General features: G+C 47.5%; 20 protein-coding genes and 8 tRNA genes. 15 read left to right on the top strand and 13 right to left on the bottom strand.

All coding sequences use genetic code 11. The features are described from left to right. The 3 genes from C3B51_RS18595 to C3B51_RS18585 all read right to left on the bottom strand — a co-directional run bounded on the left by C3B51_RS18595 (position 1) and on the right by C3B51_RS18585 (position 282). Positions 1 to 77: transfer RNA gene (locus C3B51_RS18595), tRNA-Asn, on the bottom strand. A 31-nt stretch (positions 78 to 108) separates the two neighbouring features. Beyond that, a tRNA-Asn gene (locus C3B51_RS18590) sits at positions 109 to 185 on the bottom strand. 20 nt (positions 186 to 205) lie between these two features. Next, positions 206 to 282 (bottom strand) — tRNA-Asn (locus C3B51_RS18585). Between the two features lie 1114 nt (positions 283 to 1396). On the opposite strand from C3B51_RS18585, the gene C3B51_RS18580 reads away from it, so the two are divergent. Together C3B51_RS18580 and uvrB are read left to right on the top strand one after the other, a co-directional pair. Beyond that, entirely contained in the window at positions 1397 to 2782 is a 1386-nt protein-coding gene (locus C3B51_RS18580) for an MATE family efflux transporter (RefSeq protein ID WP_130246004.1), read from the top strand. Then, complete coding sequence (uvrB, locus tag C3B51_RS18575; RefSeq protein ID WP_130246003.1) at positions 2779 to 4791, top strand: excinuclease ABC subunit UvrB; 2013 nt, start codon at positions 2779 to 2781, stop codon at positions 4789 to 4791. The genes C3B51_RS18580 and uvrB overlap by 4 nt, the downstream gene beginning before the upstream one ends. Positions 4792 to 4840: 49 nt before the next feature. Here the strand turns inward: uvrB and C3B51_RS18570 are convergent, their stop codons facing one another. Next, positions 4841 to 5437 carry a porin family protein gene (locus C3B51_RS18570; protein ID WP_130246002.1) on the bottom strand — a complete coding sequence of 199 codons (597 nt, stop codon included), beginning with the start codon at positions 5435 to 5437 and terminating at the stop codon, positions 4841 to 4843. 122 nt (positions 5438 to 5559) lie between these two features. After that, entirely contained in the window at positions 5560 to 6402 is an 843-nt protein-coding gene (locus C3B51_RS18565; RefSeq protein WP_165389196.1) for a LysR family transcriptional regulator, read from the bottom strand. A 109-nt stretch (positions 6403 to 6511) separates the two neighbouring features. Here C3B51_RS18565 and C3B51_RS18560 point away from each other — a divergent pair, with 109 nt between their 5' ends. Both C3B51_RS18560 and C3B51_RS18555 read left to right on the top strand, forming a co-directional pair. After that, on the top strand, positions 6512 to 7168 hold the full coding sequence (locus C3B51_RS18560) for a glutathione S-transferase family protein (RefSeq protein ID WP_130246000.1): 657 nt from the start codon (positions 6512 to 6514) through the stop codon (positions 7166 to 7168). Positions 7169 to 7266: 98 nt separating this feature from the next. Continuing rightward, positions 7267 to 7743, top strand: coding sequence for a GNAT family N-acetyltransferase (locus tag C3B51_RS18555; protein ID WP_130245999.1), 477 nt, complete (start codon positions 7267 to 7269; stop codon positions 7741 to 7743). Between the two features lies 1 nt (position 7744). Here the strand turns inward: C3B51_RS18555 and C3B51_RS18550 are convergent, their stop codons facing one another. From C3B51_RS18550 to C3B51_RS18530, 4 genes are all read right to left on the bottom strand, one after another. Beyond that, complete coding sequence (locus C3B51_RS18550) at positions 7745 to 8950, bottom strand: iron-containing alcohol dehydrogenase (protein WP_125721872.1); 1206 nt, start codon at positions 8948 to 8950, stop codon at positions 7745 to 7747. A gap of 147 nt (positions 8951 to 9097) precedes the next feature. Then, complete coding sequence (locus C3B51_RS18545) at positions 9098 to 9457, bottom strand: hypothetical protein (RefSeq protein ID WP_125721874.1); 360 nt, start codon at positions 9455 to 9457, stop codon at positions 9098 to 9100. Positions 9458 to 9779: 322 nt separating this feature from the next. After that, positions 9780 to 10544 carry a YdcF family protein gene (locus tag C3B51_RS18535; RefSeq protein WP_125721876.1) on the bottom strand — a complete coding sequence of 255 codons (765 nt, stop codon included), beginning with the start codon at positions 10542 to 10544 and terminating at the stop codon, positions 9780 to 9782. A gap of 84 nt (positions 10545 to 10628) precedes the next feature. Next, the gene (locus C3B51_RS18530; RefSeq protein WP_125721890.1) at positions 10629 to 11516 is read right to left on the bottom strand and encodes a LysR family transcriptional regulator; all 888 of its coding nucleotides are present in this window, start codon (positions 11514 to 11516) and stop codon (positions 10629 to 10631) included. A gap of 234 nt (positions 11517 to 11750) precedes the next feature. On the opposite strand from C3B51_RS18530, the gene C3B51_RS18525 reads away from it, so the two are divergent. Further along, on the top strand, positions 11751 to 11951 hold the full coding sequence (locus C3B51_RS18525; protein ID WP_130245998.1) for a hypothetical protein: 201 nt from the start codon (positions 11751 to 11753) through the stop codon (positions 11949 to 11951). A gap of 56 nt (positions 11952 to 12007) precedes the next feature. On the opposite strand, the gene C3B51_RS18520 is transcribed toward C3B51_RS18525, so the two are convergent. Then, positions 12008 to 14401: an EAL domain-containing protein gene (locus C3B51_RS18520; protein ID WP_206076653.1), complete on the bottom strand. Its 2394-nt coding sequence runs from the start codon at positions 14399 to 14401 to the stop codon at positions 12008 to 12010. Between the two features lie 211 nt (positions 14402 to 14612). Here C3B51_RS18520 and pyrC point away from each other — a divergent pair, with 211 nt between their 5' ends. Further along, positions 14613 to 15656, top strand: a complete 1044-nt coding sequence (gene pyrC / locus C3B51_RS18515) for a dihydroorotase (protein ID WP_125721880.1) — start codon at positions 14613 to 14615, stop codon at positions 15654 to 15656. Between the two features lie 59 nt (positions 15657 to 15715). Here the strand turns inward: pyrC and C3B51_RS18510 are convergent, their stop codons facing one another. Beyond that, a complete protein-coding gene (locus tag C3B51_RS18510; RefSeq protein WP_240701928.1) occupies positions 15716 to 16546 on the bottom strand; it encodes a substrate-binding periplasmic protein in 831 nt (276 codons plus the stop codon). Between the two features lie 233 nt (positions 16547 to 16779). On the opposite strand from C3B51_RS18510, the gene C3B51_RS18505 reads away from it, so the two are divergent. Continuing rightward, complete coding sequence (locus tag C3B51_RS18505; RefSeq protein WP_130245997.1) at positions 16780 to 17085, top strand: FHA domain-containing protein; 306 nt, start codon at positions 16780 to 16782, stop codon at positions 17083 to 17085. Between the two features lie 14 nt (positions 17086 to 17099). Here the strand turns inward: C3B51_RS18505 and C3B51_RS18500 are convergent, their stop codons facing one another. Both C3B51_RS18500 and folD read right to left on the bottom strand, forming a co-directional pair. Continuing rightward, positions 17100 to 17651: a GNAT family N-acetyltransferase gene (locus C3B51_RS18500; protein WP_165389195.1), complete on the bottom strand. Its 552-nt coding sequence runs from the start codon at positions 17649 to 17651 to the stop codon at positions 17100 to 17102. 129 nt (positions 17652 to 17780) lie between these two features. Continuing rightward, positions 17781 to 18635, bottom strand: a complete 855-nt coding sequence (gene folD / locus C3B51_RS18495; RefSeq protein ID WP_125721886.1) for a bifunctional methylenetetrahydrofolate dehydrogenase/methenyltetrahydrofolate cyclohydrolase FolD — start codon at positions 18633 to 18635, stop codon at positions 17781 to 17783. A 383-nt stretch (positions 18636 to 19018) separates the two neighbouring features. On the opposite strand from folD, the gene C3B51_RS18490 reads away from it, so the two are divergent. The 8 genes from C3B51_RS18490 (at position 19019) to clpX (ending at position 23496) form a co-directional block, all read left to right on the top strand. Next, positions 19019 to 19095: transfer RNA gene (locus C3B51_RS18490), tRNA-Pro, on the top strand. Positions 19096 to 19163: 68 nt separating this feature from the next. After that, positions 19164 to 19240, top strand: a tRNA-Arg gene (locus C3B51_RS18485). 23 nt (positions 19241 to 19263) lie between these two features. Further along, a tRNA-His gene (locus C3B51_RS18480) sits at positions 19264 to 19339 on the top strand. A gap of 19 nt (positions 19340 to 19358) precedes the next feature. After that, a tRNA-Pro gene (locus C3B51_RS18475) sits at positions 19359 to 19435 on the top strand. 19 nt (positions 19436 to 19454) lie between these two features. After that, positions 19455 to 19531: transfer RNA gene (locus C3B51_RS18470), tRNA-Pro, on the top strand. A 333-nt stretch (positions 19532 to 19864) separates the two neighbouring features. After that, on the top strand, positions 19865 to 21172 hold the full coding sequence (gene tig, locus C3B51_RS18465; RefSeq protein ID WP_125721981.1) for a trigger factor: 1308 nt from the start codon (positions 19865 to 19867) through the stop codon (positions 21170 to 21172). A 279-nt stretch (positions 21173 to 21451) separates the two neighbouring features. Continuing rightward, positions 21452 to 22069: an ATP-dependent Clp endopeptidase proteolytic subunit ClpP gene (gene clpP, locus C3B51_RS18460; RefSeq protein ID WP_046003459.1), complete on the top strand. Its 618-nt coding sequence runs from the start codon at positions 21452 to 21454 to the stop codon at positions 22067 to 22069. Positions 22070 to 22212: 143 nt separating this feature from the next. Continuing rightward, a complete protein-coding gene (clpX, locus tag C3B51_RS18455) occupies positions 22213 to 23496 on the top strand; it encodes an ATP-dependent protease ATP-binding subunit ClpX (RefSeq protein WP_125721983.1) in 1284 nt (427 codons plus the stop codon). The last annotated feature ends 158 nt before the right edge of the window (positions 23497 to 23654 follow it).

The raw sequence follows: 23654 nt of genomic DNA, 5'->3' as shown, positions 1-23654 counted from the left end.
TGGCTCCCCCTCCCCGACTCGAACGGGGGACCTGCGGATTAACAGTCCGTCGCTCTAACCAACTGAGCTAAGGGGGAACTTCTTGAGTAAAACGATAAGCCAGAAAATTGGCTCCCCCTCCCCGACTCGAACGGGGGACCTGCGGATTAACAGTCCGTCGCTCTAACCAACTGAGCTAAGGGGGAATCGTTTATCATTGAAAGATTGGCTCCCCCTCCCCGACTCGAACGGGGGACCTGCGGATTAACAGTCCGTCGCTCTAACCAACTGAGCTAAGGGGGAAGCATGTCTCTCAACGGGGCGAAATATTAATGACCGCTTGGCAAGGTGTCAACAATAAAAATCATTGAATTGTAAAAAAGCGGTTCGTTCGTTGAATTAATGCGCGATTTGCCCCTTTTTTAGCTGACTTTTGGGGCCTCTGGGGTGAAGACTATTAACTAGAATGTGTGTTGGGCGGATCTGACTAAGTCGCGAAATGTATATTTTTTAGTGCTTATGTCTTATTTTTGTTCGAAGCGTGGCTTTTTTGCACTTTCTCTGTGATCAATCATGATTCTGCTGTGCGATCCGAGAAAGATCCCTGTGCAGATCGAATAACAATCCAGTGTAATTGGAATTTATTGCACAATAATTACTCAATATATACAGATTTATTGCATATATATGTTAGTTAATATGGTAATTTCTTTTTTATCAAATGGTTACCATGGTTTTGGCTCCATTACCCCAAATTTGCAATATTCTAATATTGGTCTAGCAACACAAGATCAGGCTGTGAATTGTAGTCTGATCCCTGCTTGGCGGATGAAGGATCAGCGCCAATAACGAGATCCTTTGTGTGGATCTTAGTCTAGGCCTTTATTTTTAAAGGCTGAGATAAGTTATCCACCGAATCTGTGGATAACATTGTTTATTAAACTTTAAAAAGTGCTACGAAGCCATATATTCCGGGGCATAGCGACGATGCAAGTATTTTGATGAAAAATAATTAGTTCTTAATTTTCAATTGGTTACTAAAACTGCACCATACTGGAAAGAGAAATGACCAATATGACGAATTTATTTCGCATGAGCACCAATAATGTGCAAAAAGTAACCCGGTTCAGCTTGCAGTACGATAAAAAACCGACTTTTTCCTAAATATGTTTGAGTTGGCGTGAAATACCCCAATAAAACAATTTTTAACGCCGTGTCAGGGCCTGGATAGCACGAGAAGCTGAGTTTGCGCATGTTTTGTGCGATATGTGTCATGGCGAGAAAACGCAAGTAAGTCTAAATCAGCACAAAGCGCTGTGATGTGCACCTGTTAGGGTTACACTCTGGGTGTTTAATTAAGTGCATCATAGAGAGTGATCCTTTAGAATACTCGCTTCCAAATGAGGTAAAGCAATCTATGTCTGCAGTTCGTCAATCAAATACCGGCAGTGATATTCTCAATGGGTCCATAGTGGCTACGCTCAGGCGTATGACCGTGCCCATGATTTTTGGCATGATCACGCTGATGAGTTTTAACTTAGTCGATACCTTCTTTATTAGTTTGCTCGGTACCGAGCCACTGGCTGCGGTCAGTTTTACCTTTCCTGTTACTTTTACGGTGATCAGCCTGGCAATTGGCCTTGGTATTGGCACGTCGGCGGTTATCGCAAAAGCACTGGGTGCTAATAAGATGGAAGAAGCAAAGTTTGATGGATTTGTCGCTTTGCTGGTTTCTGCCCTGATGGTGGCTATCTTGTCCGCTGCGGGTTACGCATTGATTGAGCCTATTTTTACTTTGTTGGGTGCCGGTCCGCAGACCATGCCGTATATCTATGACTATATTTCTATCTGGTTTGCAGGTGCCGTGTTTTTGATTATGCCGATGATAGGTAACTCTATCCTCAGAGCCAGTGGCGACACCAAAACGCCAAGCCTGATCATGGGATTGGGTGGGCTTATTAATGCCATTTTGGATCCCTTACTTATTTTTGGCTATGGACCCTTTCCTGAGCTGGGGGTGAAAGGCGCGGCGATAGCCAGTGTCATTGCCTGGAGCGTCGGTGTGGTGTTTATTTTATACTTGTTAGCAGTAAAGAAGCGCTTACTACAGGTGTCGAGTCCGCAGCAAAGTATTGTTCAGGCGACCAGTAAAATATTGAAGATAGGCTTGCCTGCTGCCGGGGCGAATATGCTTACGCCAATCGCGATGGCGGTGATGACCGCGATTATTGCAACCTATGGCGCTGAAGCTGTGGCGGCGTTTGGAGTGGGCAGCCGTATCGAATCGATTGCCAGCCTGGTAGTGTTGGCGTTATCTATGACCTTACCGCCCTTTGTAAGTCAAAACTTCGGTGCGCAGAAGTATCAGCGAGTTGAAGATGCATACCGCACAACACTGAAGTTTGTAATGGCATGGCAGTTCGGTATCTATATTGTGCTTATTGCGGCATCGCATTGGATCAGTGTGGCATTTGGCGATGAGCCTCAGGTGGTCGACATTATTAAGCTATTCATTTATACCTTGCCACTGAGTTATGGTTTGCAAGGAGTGATCATTCTTACCAACTCATCCTTTAATGCGTTACACAAGCCGATGCGGGCTTTGGTTTTAAGCGTTGTGCGCTTGTTCGTGTTTTACGTCCCTTGTGCTTATCTGGGGTCTCACATTGCAGGCATTCATGGGCTGTTTATTGGCGCCGCAATTGGTAATCTGTTCACAGCAATGTTGGCGTATAAATGGTTTATGAGCACTTTGGGTGCGATGCAAGTAAGTCAACCTCAATCACAGGAGAAAACGGTATGAGTGATGTCTTTGACCTGGTGTCCGAGTTTTCACCCAGTGGCGATCAGCCCACGGCTATCGCACAATTGTGTGATGGGCTGGAAGCCGGTCTGGCGCATCAGACCTTACTGGGCGCCACCGGTACAGGTAAAACCTTTACCATGGCCAATATTATTCATACGTTAAATCGGCCAACCATTATCATGGCGCACAATAAAACGCTGGCTGCACAGTTATACGGAGAGATGAAAGAGTTTTTCCCCAATAACGCGGTGGAGTATTTTGTTTCTTACTATGATTATTATCAACCCGAAGCCTATGTGGTTGCCAGCGACACCTTCATTGAAAAAGACGCCTCAATCAATGAGCATATTGAGCAGATGCGTTTGTCTGCGACAAAGGCTTTGCTGGAGCGTAGGGATACCATCATAGTTGCGTCTGTATCTGCCATTTATGGTCTGGGCGACCCCGACTCTTACATGAAGATGATGCTGTTGCTCAAAGTGGGTGAAACCATGGAGCAGCGGGCCATGCTCAGGCGCCTGGCTGAACTGCAATATACCCGAAATGACATGGACTTTAGTCGCGGTACCTACCGGGTGAGGGGAGAAGTGATCGACATCTTCCCGGCGGAATCGGACACTTATGCTATTCGGGTGGAAATGTTCGATGAAGAAATCGAGCGCATTAGTATGTTTGATCCCCTGACCGGCGCGGTCGAAAAGCATTTGGTGCGTGCCACTATTTACCCCAAAACTCACTATGTTACGCCGCGCGAAAAAATCCTCGACGCGATAGAAAACATCAAGCTGGAACTCAAAGAGCGCCGCAACAAGTTACTGGCCGACAACCGCCTGGTCGAAGAGCAGCGGGTGGCGCAGCGCACGCAATACGACATTGAAATGATGACCGAGCTGGGTTATTGCTCGGGCATTGAAAACTATAGCCGTTATTTGTCAGGTCGTGCACCGGGCGAGCCGCCGCCAACATTACTGGATTACTTGCCCGATGATGCGCTGATGATCATAGATGAATCTCACGTGACTGTGTCGCAAATCGGCGCTATGTACAAGGGCGACCGAAGCCGTAAAGAAAACCTGGTGGAATATGGTTTCCGATTACCGTCTGCGATGGACAACCGGCCCTTGAAATTTGAAGAGTTTGAAGCGATTGCGCCGCAAACCATCTATGTGTCAGCTACGCCAGGCGACTATGAATTAGAGCGCTCGAGTGGCGAGGTCGCCGAGCAGGTTATTCGCCCGACAGGGCTGCTTGACCCTGAGCTGGAAGTACGCCCCGTTGCCACTCAGGTCGACGACTTGCTGTCTGAAATCTACCGCCGGGTTGAGCTGCAGGAGCGGGTGCTGGTGACCACGCTGACGAAACGCATGGCAGAAGACCTGACCGATTACCTCAATGATCATGATGTCCGGGTACGCTATCTACATTCGGATATTGATACTGTGGAGCGGATGGAAATTATCCGCGATTTGCGCAAAGGGGTGTTTGACGTGTTAGTCGGCATTAACCTGTTACGTGAAGGACTCGATATGCCCGAAGTGTCTCTGGTTGCTATTTTGGATGCGGATAAGGAAGGCTTTTTACGCTCGACCCGTTCATTGATCCAGACCATTGGCCGGGCTGCCCGACACATCAATGGTAAAGCCATTCTGTATGGTGATGTGATCACTAAATCTATGCGAAAGGCCATTGATGAAACGGAGCGACGCCGGGCTATTCAGCACGCCTACAATGAGAAGCATGGCCTGAAACCGCAGGCTCTGGTTAAGAAGATCACCGATGTGATGGACCTGGGCGAGGAAGTATCGGCTGAACAGGCAGCAGCGGCATCGAAAGCGGCGAGAAAGCCATCGGCTGCTAAGCAGAATCAAAGTGTGACTGAACTGACCGAGCAGATAAAACAGCTTGAGGCGCAGATGATGCAATATGCCCGAGAGTTAGAGTTTGAAAAGGCGGCAGCTATTCGGGATGAGGTACATCTATTGCAGCAGCAATTGTTAAAGAGTTAATGCTACACAATAAAAGCGCAGCCACTGGCTGCGCTTTTTATTATCTGAATTAGAAGCGATAGCTTACGCCTAAACCGAAGTTGGTCGTGTCCAGATCACCCATATCCATGTATTGAATACTGGCATTAAGTGACATGCCATTGTCCCAGTCATACTGCCAGCCCGCTTCCGTCAGGAAACTAACGCCATCTTCTTCAACCATGGTTTTGCCTTTGTAGCCAATCTCGTAGTCATAGTAGTGAGCGCCAAGTTTGGCGTACAGGTAGTTGCTATCCGACAGCTGATACTGGCCCTTAACTGCCAGCACGAAGTTATCGTAATCTAGCTCATTCGCACCGAGCTCGAACAGCGCTTTGTCGTTGCGTGTACAGGTGAACTTATCATCGCTGTCATCTTTACATTCCCATTCATCAGCTTCCATACCTGTGTTGTAGGCAACTTCCAGCGCCCAGGTAGAGTCGTACTGATAGTTGTAGTAAAAATACACATGTGTCACACCGTCGCCGTCTTTGCTTGAGCTTTTGTAAGAAGCGTCGCCACCAAATAGCTGAGCACCTATGCGGTGCTGCTCGTTATGCTGAGCAGCCTGAGTTGCAAAAGAAGCTGAAACTGCAAAAACAAGTGAGAGGAGAGAGAAAGTTTTCATTGCCGTCATTCCGTTTGATTAACTTGCCGACAAGTGTATGCAGACGCCTTGTGAGAGTCTGTTTGAGGCGTGTCATAAAATGTAAGCGCATGTAGAGTGGCTGTAAGCAACTATGAATATGCTCAGTCAGGGAGGTTGCTGGCATTGCCGATAGCATCACAGATAGCGCGCAAGTCCTCTTCTCTAATCGGGTTAGCAGCGGCGTTACTGCGGATCAGCACAATTTCGATAGCCGGCAGGGCGGGTAAATCTGAGAGACTGATTATTGGCAGGCCCCGTGCGCTACTTTTCGCCAGAGCACCCACTGCCAAGCCCGCTTTAACCAGAGCGCGCAAAGCTGAAGCACTCCCGCAGTTAGCGATTACTTTGAATGGCCGCTCCTGTTTCATTAATCCTTCGATGGCGGCCTGATGGAAACGACAGTCTCGCTGGAATATGGCCAGTGACAAACTGGGATCGGGTTTGAAGCTGCCAACCCAGACGCCTTGATCATGATAGAGTAATACCCCTTCCTCAGAATCCGGACTGCGGGTGATCACAGCTAAATCTAATTCGCCCCGGTCCAGCGCATCTTTGATCCGGTTGCTGGACATACAGTGAATGTCCAGTTCCAGGTTTGGCCAGTGTCGATGTAGTTGGCTTACGAGCCTGGGCAAAATTGCATCGGCGTAATCGTCCGGACAGCCAAGCCTGAGTAAGGTTGTTCCCTCATTACGCCGCATATGGGACAGCGTGTCATCGTGTAACCGCACCAGCTGTCGGGCGTAGCGCATTAAAGTGTGTCCATCCTGAGTCAGGTGTAACTTTCGCCCGGACTTTTCAAACAAGGGCCTGCCTACTTCCTGCTGGAGCTTTTTCATCTGCATGCTGATGGCTGATTGAGTGCGATACAGTTGGCTGGCAGCCCGGGTAAAACTGCCATTTTCAACACAGGCGATGAAACTACGCAGAGAGTCTATATCCATATCTATAAGAAATGTTGATGTTTGATATCAGAATTATCCGCTGGTTTGAGTTGATAAAGCAACCTAAAGTAGTGCTAACTAGAAATGTACCACTGAATTAAGGCGCACTATGAAACTCTATATCGGGAATAAAAATTACTCCACCTGGTCGCTGAGAGCTTGGCTACTTATTGAAAAATATAAACTAAATTTTGAAGAGGTGGCACTCAAGTTAGAAACCCCTGCCTTCTACCAAGCCTTGTCTGAGCTTAGCCCAACGCAGAAAGTCCCCTTGCTTGTGGACGGAGATTTGGTCGTCTGGGAATCTTTGGCTATCTGTGAATATATCAATGAAGCTTATCTTTGCGGACAGGCTTGGCCTTGCTGCCCTAAATTACGAGCCAGAGCGCGGGCGTTGAGTGCGCAAATGCACAGTGGCTTTTTGGCACTCAGGGCAGAAATGCCAATGAATATCAGAGCACAGCGGCGGGTAGAATTATCCCCAGCTGCCCAAAAAGACATAGCGCGGATTGCTCAGATCTGGCGTCAACAGTTGACAGAGTTTGGCGCTCAGGAAGGCTGGTTATTTGGCAACTGGAGCATTGTTGACGCGATGTTTGCACCTGTTGTGATGCGTTTTATTACCTATGGTATTGAGTTAGGCCCTTTGGAAAAAGCGTATATGAAAAAAGTACTTGCCTGCCCGGCGATACAAAAGTGGCGTGCTGATGCATTACTGGAGCAGGACATAGTGGAAAGCGATGAGGCAGGTGTACCATACCTCTAATCTCAGTCACTTTTTGTCTGCCAGAGTTATTTGCATATTGCCTCCTTAATTGAGTAGTACACTTATTTTTGTGTATTACTCAATAATGGAAGTACCTCATGCTTATCCCCGTTGATGCCAACAATCTGCCTGTTTATCTCAATCTGGCACAGGCTTATGAAGCCGAGTTTTCTGTTCTGACTGATAAAAGTCCAGGGGCTGATGGCTTGTTTGCACTGGATACTTTGTTAGAAGGCAACGTGACAAGTTATCTCTGGTATGACAGTGAAACGCCGATTGGGTTGGCGGCGATAGCGCGGCATGGAGAAAGTGAGTTTGAGGTGTGCGAGTTTTACGTTGTGCCACGTTATCGTAAAGCGGGGCTGGGTGCCCAATTTGCCCGGACTATTTGGGATAAATTGCCCGGGTTTTGGACCATTAAACAGATAGCAGGTGCTGAATATGCAACGCAATTCTGGCGCCGAGCCATTGCGACAGCTGGCATAACGCAGGTGACTGAGGATACCTACGTAGATCCATACTGGGGGACTGTGACCCGTCAGCAGTTTCAATATAATACCAATACCTGCACGTGAGTCATGAAGAGCAAGCCCGGATCTGTGTCAGTATGTTCTGGCAATCCGGTAGTGCCATAAAGTGGGGCACCGGGTAATCGGGGTGTGCCTCATCGAGTGCCATAGTTGCCAGAGTTTGAATGTCGTCACTCAGTACCTCAGTGAGTTGAGTTTGAATATTTAGCTGTGCCAGTAGCTGGGTAATATGGGCAATAAGGTCCTGCGCTTGTTGTTCGACGGGGTAATCCAGTGAGGTCAGGCTGCAGTGGCGGGCAATCATTGCTAACTGACGGTGTATCCTGCTGCCGTACCAGTGCAAAACAGGTAATAGCAAAACGGCGTTGGCCAGACCGTGCGGGGTGCCGTACTTGGCCGTAAGCTGATGCGAAATGGCATGAACATAACCCACGGAGGTTCGGGTGAACGCCTGTCCGGCGAGAAAGGAGGCATAGAGCAGTTTGTCCCTCGCTTTTTGGTCCTGACCATTATGGTAGGCCGTGGGTAAGTGAGCAAATATCAGCGAACAAGCTTCGAGTGCTTTGTCATTAGTAAGCTTGGTGGCGTTGATGCTTAAGATGGCTTCAATGGCATGTGTCAGGGCATCGATGGCCGTGGTTGCTGTGATCCCGCCTGGCAGCGAGGTGGTAAGCTGACTGAGCAACACTGCACGTTGTGGCACCAGGCAAAAGTCTGCAGCCGCAAGCTTTTTACCCTGCTTTTCGTCGTTAAATACCGCTGCGACCGTGGTCTCTGAGCCTGTGCCGGCTGTCGTTGGTATCGCAATGTTTGGTGGCAGTGTCTTAAGCACCTTAAACAGTCCAGAGAACGTCTCTACTGGGCGTGTTGGCCTGACGACACGCGCACCGATTAATTTTGCTGCATCCAGTACTGAACCACCACCGACACTCACGATTGCCACACAGTGGTGCTGCGTGTAAACCTGGTATCCCTGTTCGATGTTCTTGATTGTCGGGTTAGGCTGCACCTGATCATAGACTACGGGACATAGGTTTTGCGCGCAAAGCGCTGTGAGTACGGGATTGATTATCTCACGCTCATTGAGCACCTTATCTGTTACTACCAGAACCTGAGCGTCATCAGGTAAACACAGATCTGCAATAGCATCACTCAGCCCCTGGGTGCCTTGGTATAAGTGCGGTTCCGGGATGCCGATAAATCTGACTATCGATTTTAGAACAAAGTGGTAGCAACGATAGAGTAAGTGCATGACTGTGTAGGCTCAGTTGGTTGTTTATTGCCCAGAAGCATAGCCGAAAGTGTCAAAGATTGGCAAAGTTTTTAATAGTAGGTGGTTGTATTTGCGATATTTTGGGAGGTGTATGAGTCAGCGAGTGCCGACTCATATAAAAGGCAATTAGACAACGCCACGCGGCAGGCGGCAGTCATGATCCTTTTCGGCCAGCTCTATGATCCAAGCTTCTTCTGCGGTATAGCCATCGTCATTGGCTTTAACAACCGTAAATGGCGCTGCTTTTTTAACAGCTGGCGCGGCTGCTTTCTTCGCTGCTTTTTTCTTTGGCGCAGGTTGTTCTGTCGCGGCTGTTCCTGAAGTTAGCTCTTCGGTCAAAGCTGCTACATCTGCCAGACGCATATTTTTACCACCGTCAATGCTGTACCAGCCAGGCTTAGTGGTGATCTCTGGCTTTTTGCCGTGGGTGGCTTCATATGCGGCTTCAAATGCACTTAAAACTTCAGTTTTATCTAGTTTACTCATCGTAAATCCCAGTCGTGTTATACGCGGATACGCAGGTTAAGATTAAACGATATTTATACCTATTTTTGAGGTATTTTTCAATTTTTTGCGCTTTTAAGCTCTGATTCATCGCAAATCAGTACCTGATTGAGCGTACTGAGTGCAACTTTTGGGCGAGTTTATACCAATTTTGCTTAATTAAGCGCTCTATTTTTCGGCGAGAAAATAAGGCCGATGACGAGGCAAAAACTTCGATATTTAGTTGTTCCAAATGGGAAGTTTTTAACACAGTTAGCGACCTGTTTGCTCCTTAAAATTGAACAAGTATTAAGTGAAATGGGTACTATAGTGCTTGCGGGTCGATCATACGGCGCAACCAAATCCACTGCTGTCCCAGTGCCTCATGCGCATAGGTCGTTACCGCTTTTAAAACGGATGCACTGGCAATAAAGCGTTGGTAGCCCGGCGAGCCTGCAAAGCTATAGAATTGTACAGGTGCCGCAACGGTATCTATGCCCTGAGCAGAAAACAAATCTTGTGCGCGTGCCATATGGCTGGCAGAGGTAACCAATGCTACTTTACTGTCAACCAGCCTGGTTGCGAGTAGCAAAGCTTCGTCAGCCGTGTCCCGGGCGTGAGAATTTTGGATTATCTTAGTTGCCGGTACGCCCAGTGAGATTGCGGTATCAGCCATCAGAGCACTACTGGTCGTTTTGCCATATCCGGCACCAGAAACAATCAGCTGAGCTGCCGGGTAGTGTTGCAGTAATCTGAGCCCCTCGGTGAGGCGAGACAGGGCACATCCCGAGAGTTGTAGGTTGGCCGTTAGTCGGGGGGCTGAGCTCAGGCCACACCCAAGCACGACGACATAGTCCATATCTTTATGTTTGTTCACTACGAATGGCTTTAACTTCGCCTCTGTTGGAGTGATCAATTTGTCAGCAACAAAAGGAGTGCTGACAGCCCACAGACCTAACACGAGTAGCCAGCTCATCAGGTAGGATTTACGGTTTGTTTTTGCAATAAACAATAAGCAGAGAGCAAGTAATAGCAACGTCACCGGTAAGGGCATCAACAGTGAGCCAATTACCTTTTTTATTTCAAACATCACAAGTTATCCGTTTACTTAGTTTGCGCTTAGTTTACCCCTATTGCCAGGCAATTGCGTCATGTAAATCAGCAGGTTTGTAACTTAACGTGCGACAGATTGCTTGCAGGTGTTCAGAAAGTGCCGGTACACCGGATTGTCTTTCATATTCTTTTTCATTGCCAGATACATAGGGCGGCTTAAACCAAGCGCACCCAGAGGGATGGATTTAATTAGTCCCTGGCTCTCGTAGGGCGTAACCAGCCAGTCAGGCAGCGCAGCCACTCCCATGCCGGCACTGACTAACTGAAAAATCAATAGCCCCTGATCAACCGTTTTCAATGTGCCATCAAAGCGGGCGTTTTGAATAAAATGTTTAAATATATCCTGACGCTCTTTCGGGATTGGATAAGAAATGATGGTTTCGTCTTTGAGATCAAGTGCCGTAACGTAGGCTTTTTTAGCCAGCTCGTGATCCGGCGCGACAATCAGTTTCAGTTTAAAGTCAAAGATGTGGGCATACTCAACCTGCTCTGGCTCGCGAATATCAGAGGTCAGGACCAGGTCGAGTTCATCACTGAGCAACTCCGGAATAGCGTCGTAGCTAAAGCCGCGTTCATAATCGACTTTGATGTCAGGCCAGAAATTATTGAATTCTTTGATAGTCGGCAGTAACCAGTGGAAACAGGCATGGCACTCAACACTGAGCCGCAGTTGTGAGATGGGCTGATTCAGGCTTTCCTTGAGGCGACACTTGGTTGCTTCAACTTTGGGTAATACATCGTTGGCCAGTTCCAACAGCAACATGCCCTGGGGTGTAAATCGCACGGGCTGAGTCTTGCGCTCGAATAACTGGCAATCTAGTTTATTTTCCAGATCTTTGATTTGGTGAGAGAGTGCTGACTGAGTTAGGAATAACTCACGCGCCGTGTTGACCAGTGATCCGGTTTCTTTCAGGGTCGCTATGGTTTTTAAGTGCTTTATATCTATCATCATCAACAAATCTCATTCTAAACGTGAGTAAAACTCAGATTACACCCATATTACGCTGTGAACCTTAGCTATTCAACGTCTAGACGTCTACAAATCCAGCAGCGATTGACTAAATATTTACAAAATTACTATAGCACTATTTTTGACAGCGTTGTCATTCTTTATTTGACTTTTTTTAAAAAAATTACAATTTAATTTTACTCAAGTTGTGATTAAGGGGCTTCAGAGGGAAAATTGAGTTCTGTTATCGCTTCTGGTTATCTTAACCACGTTGAGAACGATACAGGGAACAAACAGATCCAATGCGGATCGCAAAGCAGCCTGGGTGCAGAGCGGGTTGCTCAGCTGTGCAGGTGGATCGAGAGCACAGTGACTAAGCACACTAAGTTGATTGCGTCGCTAGCTCTGAGCTGGTTTGCAGAAGAAAAAGGCTGAAGGTGTAAGGCTAGCGCACAGAGCTGAGCAAGCCAATGCGCTTTAATCTGGTTGGGTTATGCCTCTTTGTGGGCTGTGGCGAATTTAACTTGCTCCGTTTGTAAAAATTCCATCGCCTGTGCAGCTTTAAGTGGTCGAGAAACGAAAAAGCCTTGTCCATACTGACACGCTTTGGAGCTGAGCAATTGCAACTGCTGCGAGGTTTCTATGCCTTCGGCGACCACTTCCAGATCCAAGGATTTTGCCAGCGATAAAATGGCATCAACCAGCGGGTTTTCCTCGTCTGTTAACTGGCTTATAAAACTCTTATCGATTTTTAGTACGTGAATGGGTAGCTGATGCAGGTATCCCAGGGCAGAATAGCCGGTGCCAAAATCATCCAGATAGAGTTTTACACCGTAAGGAGACAAGCCGTTGATAACTTTAGTGGCCAGGTTGAGGTTTTCAATCAGACCCGATTCTGTAATTTCAAGGCTGAGCGCGCCCTGGCTTAAGCCATAGTTGCGATACAAAGAGGCTATCTGCTCTACAAACTCCAGGCTGGCAAAGTGGCGTGATGACACATTTACTGTCAGGCAGACATTCCCAGCCCCGGCATCCTGCCAGTGAGCAATTTGTTGTGCAGCCAGCTCAAGCAAATGCAAATCAAGCTCTATGATCTGACCTGTTTGCTCGGCGATAGGAATAAAGTCATCCGGCGTGACCAGGCCATTTTTGGGGTGATGCCAGCGTACCAGGGATTCAAAACTGACTACCCTAGACTGAGCTAGCGAAAAAATTGGTTGATAATACAGCTCAAACTCACCATTTTTAATGCCGTTTTGTAAGTCGTTTTCTATGTCGGCTTGTTGCTTGAGTTTTTTACGCATTTCATTGTTGAAGTACCGGATCTGGCTGCGTCCAGCGGATTTGGCTTCATACATGGCGGCATCTGCTTGCTGAAGCAGGGTAATGGCACTGTCTGAGTCGCTGGAGGTAAACGCAACCCCGATGCTACTGGAGGCCTGTAACAAATGGCCATCGATTTGAATGGGCTTGGCAATGGCACCAGTGATCCGTTCCAGTGCCAGTTCCACTTGATGCTTGTCGCTAATGTTCTCCATAAAAATGGCGAACTCATCGCCGCCCAGACGTGCAAAGGTATCTGTTTTGCGGATACTGGCTTTAATAAGCCCAACAATGGCCACCAAAAAATGGTCGCCAACATCATGCCCCAGCGCGTCATTAATGCTTTTGAATCGGTCCAGATCAAGATACAGCAGGCAGTGTTGGCGCTCAGGCTGACTTCTGCCCAAAGATAAAATAGCGTGTTTAATGCGCTCCAGCATCAGATAGCGGTTTGCCAGGCCTGTCAGGTCGTCATGCAGAGCCCGGTGCTCCAGTGCCTGACGGGCAAGGCGTCTGTCTATGGCCATACTAAGCTGGCGGCTGATGTAGGTCAAAATAGCCTTATGATGCTGACTAAAAGCCCGATCGTTGTCGTAGCTTTGCAGCACCACCACGCCTTGATATTGATCGTTAACAACGAAGGGTACACCAAGCCATGAGCGAGGCGAGCGGCCAACCATTTTGAAGTTTTGTTTTTTAATATGGGTCAGAAATTGCTGGTGGTCGCACAATAAAGGTTGCTGTTGTTTGATAATATAATAGGACGCTGTGTGCTTTATTTGCTCTTTGGAGACTTTCTGGTGCGCGCTACATTTAACCCCTGCCTCTATCAGGTAATCAATCTCCAGGACATCCTGCTGGGTATCGTACAGCCCAATAAAGCAGTTTTCCGCCGGGAGCTGCGAGCAGATGATGCTGTAAAGCTCATCATAAAATGCCTCCAGATTACGTGACTGATAGGTGATATTGGCGATTTTTAACAGGCACGTTTCCAGTTGTTGTGCCTGGTGTAGTTGCTCTACCGTTGCCTTCAGGTGATCCAAAGTACGAACCTGATGGATTTTGGCGCTGAGTAAATGTGCCACCGTAGAGAGGATCTGCAAATGCGCCTGAGTGAAGTAATCCGCCTCCGGGTGCTCACAGTCAATTACGCCCAGTAGGGTATTTTCATATACCAATGGCACGCACAGCTCTGAGAGCGCTGGCCGGGCATCGGCAATGTACATAGGTTCCAGTGCCACGTTGCCAGAAATAAACGGTTGTTTGGTCCGCGCAACATGCCCTGTGATCCCCGCTGCGATGGGGATCTTCTGTTGGCTTACCTGGTGACTGATGTCTTTATGTGCCACACCCATACTGGCGACCACATCGAGAAACTGGCCAGCTGGATCGCTAAGATAAATAACGCAATCCACGAACCCCAGCTTGCTCACAACCTGGCTGGTAACATACTCAAAGAGTTCATCTAGGTGTGTGATTTGCAGTAATGATGATGAAAATTGGTTAATGATGCTTAACTGTTCGGTTTTTGATTCTAGTTTTGCTTCTGACAGTATTGGCATGACACAGGCCTGATTACTTAATCTTCTACTATGTTAACGCTCTTAAATGATGCGTTACAGTCAATGTTGCAATTAAATTGCTATTGGCTGTAAACCTGATGACACTTTTACTACATATTCGGGTACAAGCTTTAGGCTGATTGGGCTTAAAAACTTTACTAACTAGCTGGCTCAGCCTATGATCGGGCAAATTCAGTAGTGGGAAAGAGCAATGACAAGTAAACAGACCTTAACAATCACTCGTCCGGACGATTGGCATGTGCATCTTCGCGATGGCGCGGTACTCGTTGATACAGTACGCGATATCAGTCGCTATATGGGGCGGGCCATCATCATGCCTAACCTGGTGCCACCGGCCACTTGTACGCAAAGTGCACTGGCATATCGTGAGCGAATTCTTGCTGCAAAGCCAAACGGACAATTTGAGCCTTTGATGGTATTGTATTTGACCGACAACACCAGTGCTGAAGAGATCCGTGCGGCGCAGGCCAGTGGCCATATTGTCGCTGCAAAGTTATATCCTGCGGGCGCAACCACCAACTCTGACTCCGGCGTAACCGATATTGAAAATATCTACCCGATCCTGGAAGTGATGCAGGAAGTCGGTATGCTGTTACTGGTGCACGGTGAGGTGACTGATTCTTCGATAGATATTTTCGACCGTGAAAAGGTGTTTATCGATACTAAGCTCAGAAAAGTCGTCGATGCGTTTCCTAAGCTGAAAATCGTGCTTGAGCACATTACCACGCAAGATGCCGTTGAGTTCGTTGAATCAGCACCAGACAATGTTGCTGCAACAATCACTGCGCATCACCTACTATATAACCGCAATCACATGTTGGCCGGTGGCATTCGTCCTCATTATTACTGCCTGCCAATTCTCAAGCGTAATACCCATCAGCAGGCATTGCTGAGAGCGGCAACCAGCGGTAGTAAAAAGTTCTTCCTGGGCACTGACTCGGCACCTCATGCGAAAGATAAAAAAGAAGCCGCCTGTGGTTGTGCCGGTGCTTACACCGCCCATGCCGCCATCGAGCTATATGCGGAGGCGTTTGAAGAAGCTGGCGCACTGGATAAGCTTGAAGGCTTTGCCAGTCACTTTGGTGCGGATTTTTACGGATTACCTCGCAATACCGATACCATCACTCTGGAAAAAAGCAGCTGGCAAGTGCCTGAGTCTTATCCGCTAGGCGATACTCAGGTTGTACCAATCAAAGCCGGTGCCAGCATCGACTGGCAGGTTGTTGCTGGGTAAGCATTAGAACAGAGATATCAAGGCAGCCTTCGCTGCCTTTTTTGTATAATTTGATTTAATCAGGGGTGGGTCGCTTTTTGTAAAACCGTATTTAAGGCCTCATCCATTTTTGCGATAAAGTCAGCTTTGTACGGGTACTTTCCTTCGTAGCCTTTCAGGTAGCCAATATGAGCGCTGCGGCTCAGTACTATACGATCTTCAACAAATGATTGTGCACTTAAGCCGGGCAATTGGTCTTGCAGATCGCTAATCCCAATTAAGGTCGAGAGCCTGTCGTTGATGTAGCAGTCCACTCTCTTTTTATACAGTTTGATGATGTTGGCGCGGGTATTCTTGTTTTCCCAGACAATAATACGTCCGGTTTTTCTTGCCTCTTTGAGCGCATCGTCGAGGATCAAAAATCCTGCGTTCAATCCGATATTGATTGGCGCCAGCTCGCTGTCACGTTGGGTGATATTTTGTAAAGTGATGCCGGGGTTGCAAAACGCCACAACTTCTTCTTGTTTTAGTGCAACCGAATAAGGCCAGATATAGGGGCGTGTATCAAGATGGATATAAGGTGGCATCAGTGCAAACGCTTCGCCCTGCTCGAGCGCTGCAACACCTCTTTTCCAGGGAATAGGGCGTAACTCAACCTGGTATTCTTCTTTGATGAGCTTCGCGGCTTCTAAAATGAGCGTAGGATAAATGCCGACCAGTTTACCATCTTGAACATATGAGTAGGGTGGGTAGCTGTCGTCAGCCAAAATTGTGACAGGTATCGGGCTTGCTGCACGCACAATACTACTCGTAATAATGCTAAATAACACCAGCAAGCGTACCAGCTGCATATAACCAGAATACTCGCGATGCAGGCTCCTGCATTGATTTGCCTTAACTGCTTCTGACACGGCTGTATTTCCAGAGGGAAATCTTATTTTAACTTTAGATAATATCTGTTCAGATGCCAGTATTGGATCGGTTTACAGCGTTATTACCGTAAGCATTGTGAAGTGTAAGGTGGCGTAATGTCATCATTATTAAGTAACGATTACAATCTCATGCCCAGCAGTGGTGTATTTCTTCTTCCCGGGATGCGCACTGTTGCAAATTTCGAAGTCAGGACACTCAGATAGGCACAGGCATGGCACATCTTTTATTAGCACAAACCAATGATCACATCCCTCTCAAACCCCATCATCGTTTTGGTCGTGCGCATGGCGAGGTCGACACGCAGGTGTTCGGGATTGAAATTTCACGTCACCACGCAGTGATTATCTGGACAGGGGAGCTATGGGCGCTCAGAGACACAAGCAAAAACGGCGTATTTGTAAACCGGGTCAAGATATCACCTGATGTTGACACCGTACTTAGTCTTGGTGATGTGATTACTTTTTCAGACTTACACCCTCACAGCTTTATTGTCAGCTCCCTGAACCCGCCCGGGTAAATCTGGCTGAAGAATTAAAGCTTGCAGCCCATGACGACAAATTGCATGTCGGGAAACAAAATACCCGGCTGAGGTGGTAATAATACAGTAAAGTGGTGTGTCTGCATCGCTGCAACCCGTGAAACCGGACAATCTAACACAATATATCGACAGCCCAACTGGTTAGCCAGTAGCAAGCGCGCCTCAATGAGCTGAGTAGCCAACCCTTGGCTTCGCCACTGTGCAGCAACAGCAAGTCGTCCCCAAGTGGCCAGTGGGGTGGTTAACTGGTTGCTCAGAGGCTGATAAAGTTGCTGCTCCGGTAAATGGGCCAGATCCGTACACAGGTTCATTCTGGCTGTTGCGATAATATCCCCCTGATGTTCTGCCAGCCAGATATATGCCTCATTATCTGCGTGCTCAAGCCAGGAGTCGGGCGTTGCACAGTGACGGACGGTTTGTCCTTGTTCGCGCCATATTGTGCTGCGAAACTGCCCTAGTCTAAGCTTATCAGCATCACTCAATGTGCCCGGCGCATAACAGTGCAGAGAATAGGTTTTTAGGTGCGGTTGGGTGAACGCTGTCATCATGATCCTTTATATGATAGCAATAGCCGCTCAATACTAGCCCATATTTTAGAATATGCCAGATTTTGTTTGAAATTGAGAAGGGGTAGGTGAGGGAAGCAGGTGCGGCGTGCACCTGCTATGAAGACATTAGCTGTGGTAGTTTTCGCAAGCTTCGAGTGTGTTCTCAATCAGGCTTGCGACGGTCATTGGCCCGACGCCGCCGGGTACTGGCGTGATAAAGCTGGCACGTTGCTCGGCAACCTCATATTGTACATCGCCGACCAGTTTGCCAGATTCTAGCCGGTTAATGCCGACATCGATGACCATGGCACCTTCTTTGATCCAGTCACCCGGAATGAATTCTGGTTTACCGACTGCAACGACCAGCAGATCGGCGCGACGCACATGCGCTTCAAGATCTTGGGTAAATTTGTGACAAACGGTCGTCGTACAGCCTGCCAGCAACAACTCAAGTGACATGGGACGACCAACTATATTGGAGGCACCCACAACAACGGCATGCATACCTTTATACCTGACGCCGGTTGAATCGAGTAAGGTAATGATCCCTTTGGGTGTACACGGACGCAGTGCTGGCATACGTTGTGCCAGTCGTCCGACGTTATAAGGGTGGAAACCATCAACATCTTTGTGCGGGTGGATACGTTCCAGCACTTTCTCTGCATCGAGCCCGTCTGGTAAAGGTAACTGCACCAGGATACCGTCAACGCTTGGATCCTGATTGAGCGTGTCCACCAACTCCAGCAATTGCGCCTCACTTGTGTCAGCCGGTAGATCATATGACTTAGATACGAAGCCGACTTCTTCACACGCTTTACGCTTTGAGCCGACATATACCTGGCTGGCGGGGTCCTGACCAACAAGTACAACTGCTAGTCCTGGTGCTCTGAGCCCCTGATTGATCCGCGCTGCAACGCGGTTGGCTACGGTACTGCGAACTTGTTTCGCAATAACTTTACCGTCGATGATGTTTGCCGTCATGACTGACCTTTAAATTTAAGGGTTAATTACTTGAACGATTATAGAGTGTTTTAAAGGGGGTACTCTATTTATTAATGGCATATGAGTCGTTGAAATTTGCACTGAGGCTGAGTAAGACAAAACTCAAAAAGCCGCCGCTATTTTCGCAAAAATCCCCTAAATAGCCAAGCCGGATCCGTCACCAGGCGCTTTTATTACCACTAAATCTGAAGAAATTGCTGGAAAACCAATCGTTTTGTTATATTAATTAAACGTTTTGCAGTAAAAATAGTCAGTTGACATGTTTTCTAAAAAAAATGTTTGACCTCATCCGGTCAAATCACTATTATGCACCCCGTTGTCAACGAGGGGCTCGCAAGAGAAACTCTGAAAATAACAAACATCGGCGATTAGCGCAGCTTGGTAGCGCACTTGGTTTGGGTCCAAGGGGTCGCAGGTTCAAATCCTGCATCGCCGACCACTTTCTTTTTTATAAAGAAAGTAATCAACGAAAGTTGGTGGTATGCACGAAGAAGCATTCTTTGCGCCGCGCCCGTAGCTCAGTTGGATAGAGCAACGGCCTTCTAAGCCGTCGGTCGAAGGTTCGAATCCTTCCGGGTGCGCCATTTTAAAATCCACATTTGTAGTGGCGGCTGTAGCTCAGTTGGTAGAGCCCCGGATTGTGATTCCGGTTGTCGCGAGTTCAAGCCTCGTCAGTCGCCCCATCTACAAAACCTATATGTTCGGCGATTAGCGCAGCTTGGTAGCGCACTTGGTTTGGGTCCAAGGGGTCGCAGGTTCAAATCCTGCATCGCCGACCACTTTCAAAATTGATATATTCGGCGATTAGCGCAGCTTGGTAGCGCACTTGGTTTGGGTCCAAGGGGTCGCAGGTTCAAATCCTGCATCGCCGACCATCTCTTCCTCACTTTTATATTTCAGAATCTGTTTTATCTCCTTAATTTTGTCCTAAGCAACATCAATTATTTGCTGCGATTGCTCGACTCTCCCGTTTTATAGGTTATAATGCCGCGTCTATTATTTAACATAGCGCCCTGTCTGGGCAGGCAGCAAGTCTGACGGGGATCAGCACTGATTCTTAAACATCAAATGTAGGGATGTTTTTAACGGTGATCTGCTTAATCGAGATTGAGCGGATATGATACTCTGCTGTCATCTGGTCTGATAAAAAGTCGACTTGTTTGTAAGGAAGGCGCGTTGTCGCCAAAAATGAAAATTGAGGTTATATCATGCAAGTTTCTGTTGAGACGACTCAAGGTCTTGAGCGCCGTCTGACTATCACAGTTCCAGCTGAGAACGTTGAGACTGAAGTAAAAAAACGCTTACAACAACTGGCTAAAACACAGCGTATCGACGGCTTCCGTCCGGGTAAAGTACCAGTGTCTGTTATCAAAAAGCGCTACGGTGCTGCGGTAATGCAGGAAGTTGCGGGTGAGCTGATGCAACGCAACTACATCGAAGCAATTGTTTCTGAAAAGATCAACCCAGCTGGCGCGCCTACGTTTGCTCCTAAATCTCTGGAGTCAGGCAAGGACCTGGAGTTCGATGCAACTTTTGAAGTTTACCCTGAAGTTGAACTGAAAGATCTTGAAAAGATCTCAGTTGAGAAGCCAGTGGTTGACGTAACAGAAGATGACCTGGCGAACATGCTGGAAACTCTGCGCAAGCAACACGCAAGCTGGACTGAAAGCGACGCTGCTGCAGGTGAGAAAGATCGTGTAACTATCGACTTCCTTGGCACTGTTGAAGGTGAAGAGTTCGAAGGTGGTAAAGCGGAAGATTTCCCTCTTGAGCTAGGTCAGGGTCGTATGATCCCAGGTTTCGAAGATGGCATCATCGGTAAGAAAGCAGGCGAAGAAGTTGTTGCTGACGTGACTTTCCCTGAAGAATACCACGCCGAAAACCTGAAGGGTAAAGCTGCACAGTTCAAGATCACTGTGAAGAAAGTTGAAGTTCAGGAGCTGCCTGAGCTGACTGACGAATTTGCAACTAAGTTTGGTGTTGCTGAAGGCGGCGTTGACGCACTGAAAGAAGAAGTGAAGAAAAACATGACGCGTGAACTTGGTCAGGCTGTTAAAGCTCAGATCAAAGATCAAGCGATTAAAGGTCTTCTAGAAACTAACGAAGTTGAAGTACCTAAAGCTCTTATCGACCAAGAAATCGACGCGCTACGTCAGCAAGCTGCACAGCGTTTCGGTGGCGATGCTAAGAACATGCCAGAGCTACCAGCTGAGCTGTTCCATGAGCAAGCAGTAACACGCGTTAAAACGGGTCTTCTGCTAGGCGAAGTAATCAAAGCGAACGACATCAAAGTAGATGACGCAAAAGTTGAAGAACTAATCGAAACTGTTGCTTCTGCTTACGAAGATCCAAGCGAAGTAGTTGCTTACTACAAAGGCAACGATCAGCTTATGCAGCAAATGCGTAACGTTGCAATGGAAGAGCAAGCAGTAGATGCGATTCTGGCTGCAGCTCAGGTTGCTGATGTTGAGAAGTCTTTCGACGACATCATGAACCCACAACAGGCGGCTCAGTAAGCCCTTTTGATATCGTCAAAGACGAAATCATTGACTTACTGTTAAGCTAACGTTTAAATGGCTCGTATTGCTCTGTGTTTTGCAGTGCTGCGAGCCATTTTTGTTTTCTCAAAGTAGCACGGTTCGGCGTATACTTTTGTTTATCAGCACCTTTTGTATAAACTTATGCCTATAAACTTGTTGCATCTCGAGTAAACAAATCGTGCTTGTCCTGTGTATTGAGACTGACAAGTTGCCAGGTTTTGCAGTGCACTTCCCTGTTTATAAGGAATCTATAAAATGAATGACGGTATGTTTGATCCTCTAAACGCGTTAGTCCCTATGGTTGTTGAGCAAACAGCGAAAGGCGAGCGTTCGTATGACATTTATTCTCGCTTGCTCAAAGAGCGCATTATCTTTTTGACTGGTCAGGTTGAGGACCACATGGCAAACCTGATCGTTGCTCAGCTGCTTTTCTTGGAATCAGAAAGCCCTGAAAAAGACATTTATCTGTACATCAACTCGCCGGGTGGCTCAGTGACTGCAGGTATGTCGATTTACGATACAATGAACTTTATCAAGCCTGATGTGAGCACTGTGTGCGTTGGCCAGGCTGCCAGCATGGGGGCTTTCCTACTTTCAGGCGGTGCCAAAGGCAAACGCTACTGTTTGCCAAATTCTCGTGTGATGATCCACCAACCGCTGGGTGGATTCCAGGGCCAGGCGTCAGACTTTGAGATCCACGCCAAAGAGATCCTGACGATCAAAGAGAAATTGAATCGTCTATTGGCTGAGCATACTGGCCAGCCTTATGATGTAGTCGCCAACGACACGGATCGTGACAACTTTATGAACGCCGAGCAAGCCGTAGAATACGGTCTGGTAGATGCCGTTCATAGCAGCAGAAACATCAAGTAATCTGTTTCGGGCTGGCGTATTTCTGAACACCGTTAGATAAATGCTGTTGGCCCGGCTATGCTAAAGGCAAAATTCTTTGGTATAGTTAAAATATGTATTATGTTATCGCAAAAGATAACTGTCCAAATTTAAGAGGTAGCTGAATGTCAGACACTCCTACAGACGGCGACAAGAATAGTAAGCTCTTATACTGCTCATTTTGTGGTAAGAGCCAACATGAAGTACGCAAGTTGATCGCTGGTCCATCAGTGTACATTTGTGATGAATGCGTCGAACTGTGTAACGACATCATTAGAGAAGAAATCAAGGATATAGCGCCGCAACATGATTCGTCTGATAAATTGCCGGTACCAAGAGAGATCCGCAATCACCTTGATGACTATGTGATTGGCCAGGAGCACGCAAAGAAAGTGCTTTCGGTTGCTGTGTATAACCACTACAAGCGACTGAAAAATCAGGGTCTGAAAGGCGATGTTGAACTGGGTAAGAGCAATATCCTGCTGATCGGTCCAACAGGTAGTGGTAAAACACTCCTTGCCGAAACACTGGCGCGCTTACTGGATGTGCCTTTCACTATGGCTGATGCCACCACGCTAACCGAAGCTGGTTATGTGGGTGAAGATGTTGAAAATATTATCCAGAAGCTCTTGCAGAAGTGCGACTACGACGTTGAAAAAGCACAGCGTGGCATTGTTTATATCGATGAAATCGATAAGATTTCACGTAAGTCTGATAACCCGTCCATCACGCGTGACGTTTCGGGTGAAGGTGTTCAGCAAGCACTGTTAAAACTCATTGAAGGAACCGTTGCCTCGGTGCCGCCACAAGGCGGGCGCAAGCATCCTCAGCAAGAGTTTTTGCAGGTTGATACATCAAAGATCCTGTTTATCTGTGGCGGTGCATTTGCGGGTCTGGATAAGGTGATTGAGCAGCGCAGCCATACCAACACAGGTATCGGTTTTGGTGCTCAGGTAAAAACCTCAGACAGCGAGCGTTCACTGAGTGAGACGTTCAAAGATGTTGAGCCAGAAGATCTGGTCAAGTACGGTCTGATCCCTGAGTTTATCGGACGTCTGCCAGTCGTGGCGACGCTTACTGAACTGGACGAAGACGCGCTGATCCAAATCTTGAATGAGCCTAAAAATGCGTTGACCAAGCAATATGGTGCATTGTTCAAGATGGAAGGGGTTGAGCTGGAGTTTCGTGAAGATGCGCTTAAAGCCATTGCCCGTAAAGCGATGGACAGAAAAACTGGTGCGCGCGGGCTACGTTCTATCGTAGAAGGTGTCCTGTTGGATACCATGTATGAATTGCCGTCGATTGAAGACGTGAGCAAAGTTGTGGTGGATGAAACCGTGATTAAAGGTGAATCTGACCCAATTTTGATTTACGAAAACAACAGTCAGGATAAAGCTGCATCGGAGTAACGATCTGGTTTTATCGCAAAAAGGAGCCTGAGGCTCCTTTTTTTGTCTACAGTTTAGTTGTACCAGCAAGCTTTAATACCAATTTCACTTAATACCTGTTCAATTTGACGGAGCAAATATGACGCTAACAGCGTTAAAAATTTCTCATTTAGAACAAC

Origin of the sequence: Pseudoalteromonas rubra (genome assembly GCF_004212645.1) — a bacterium.
In the GTDB taxonomy this organism is placed as follows: Bacteria; Pseudomonadota; Gammaproteobacteria; order Enterobacterales; family Alteromonadaceae; genus Pseudoalteromonas; species Pseudoalteromonas rubra_G.
This window is presented reverse-complemented; position numbering and strand designations above follow the sequence as displayed.

Bases quoted from the DNA above. Each gene is read 5' to 3' on its own strand.
- pyrC (WP_125721880.1), top strand. From the start codon at position 14,613: ATGACAAGTAAACAGACCTTAACAATCACTCGTCCGGACGATTGGCAT.
- uvrB (WP_130246003.1), top strand. From the start codon at position 2,779: ATGAGTGATGTCTTTGACCTGGTGTCCGAGTTTTCACCCAGTGGCGAT.
- C3B51_RS18560 (WP_130246000.1), top strand. From the start codon at position 6,512: ATGAAACTCTATATCGGGAATAAAAATTACTCCACCTGGTCGCTGAGA.
- tig (WP_125721981.1), top strand. From the start codon at position 19,865: ATGCAAGTTTCTGTTGAGACGACTCAAGGTCTTGAGCGCCGTCTGACT.
- clpX (WP_125721983.1), top strand. From the start codon at position 22,213: ATGTCAGACACTCCTACAGACGGCGACAAGAATAGTAAGCTCTTATAC.
- C3B51_RS18530 (WP_125721890.1), bottom strand. From the start codon at position 11,516: ATGATAGATATAAAGCACTTAAAAACCATAGCGACCCTGAAAGAAACC.
- C3B51_RS18570 (WP_130246002.1), bottom strand. From the start codon at position 5,437: ATGAAAACTTTCTCTCTCCTCTCACTTGTTTTTGCAGTTTCAGCTTCT.
- clpP (WP_046003459.1), top strand. From the start codon at position 21,452: ATGAATGACGGTATGTTTGATCCTCTAAACGCGTTAGTCCCTATGGTT.
- C3B51_RS18500 (WP_165389195.1), bottom strand. From the start codon at position 17,651: ATGACAGCGTTCACCCAACCGCACCTAAAAACCTATTCTCTGCACTGT.
- C3B51_RS18565 (WP_165389196.1), bottom strand. From the start codon at position 6,402: ATGGATATAGACTCTCTGCGTAGTTTCATCGCCTGTGTTGAAAATGGC.
- C3B51_RS18545 (WP_125721874.1), bottom strand. From the start codon at position 9,457: ATGAGTAAACTAGATAAAACTGAAGTTTTAAGTGCATTTGAAGCCGCA.
- C3B51_RS18520 (WP_206076653.1), bottom strand. From the start codon at position 14,401: ATGCCAATACTGTCAGAAGCAAAACTAGAATCAAAAACCGAACAGTTA.
- C3B51_RS18580 (WP_130246004.1), top strand. From the start codon at position 1,397: ATGTCTGCAGTTCGTCAATCAAATACCGGCAGTGATATTCTCAATGGG.
- folD (WP_125721886.1), bottom strand. From the start codon at position 18,635: ATGACGGCAAACATCATCGACGGTAAAGTTATTGCGAAACAAGTTCGC.
- C3B51_RS18555 (WP_130245999.1), top strand. From the start codon at position 7,267: ATGCTTATCCCCGTTGATGCCAACAATCTGCCTGTTTATCTCAATCTG.
- C3B51_RS18505 (WP_130245997.1), top strand. From the start codon at position 16,780: ATGGCACATCTTTTATTAGCACAAACCAATGATCACATCCCTCTCAAA.
- C3B51_RS18535 (WP_125721876.1), bottom strand. From the start codon at position 10,544: ATGTTTGAAATAAAAAAGGTAATTGGCTCACTGTTGATGCCCTTACCG.
- C3B51_RS18550 (WP_125721872.1), bottom strand. From the start codon at position 8,950: ATGCACTTACTCTATCGTTGCTACCACTTTGTTCTAAAATCGATAGTC.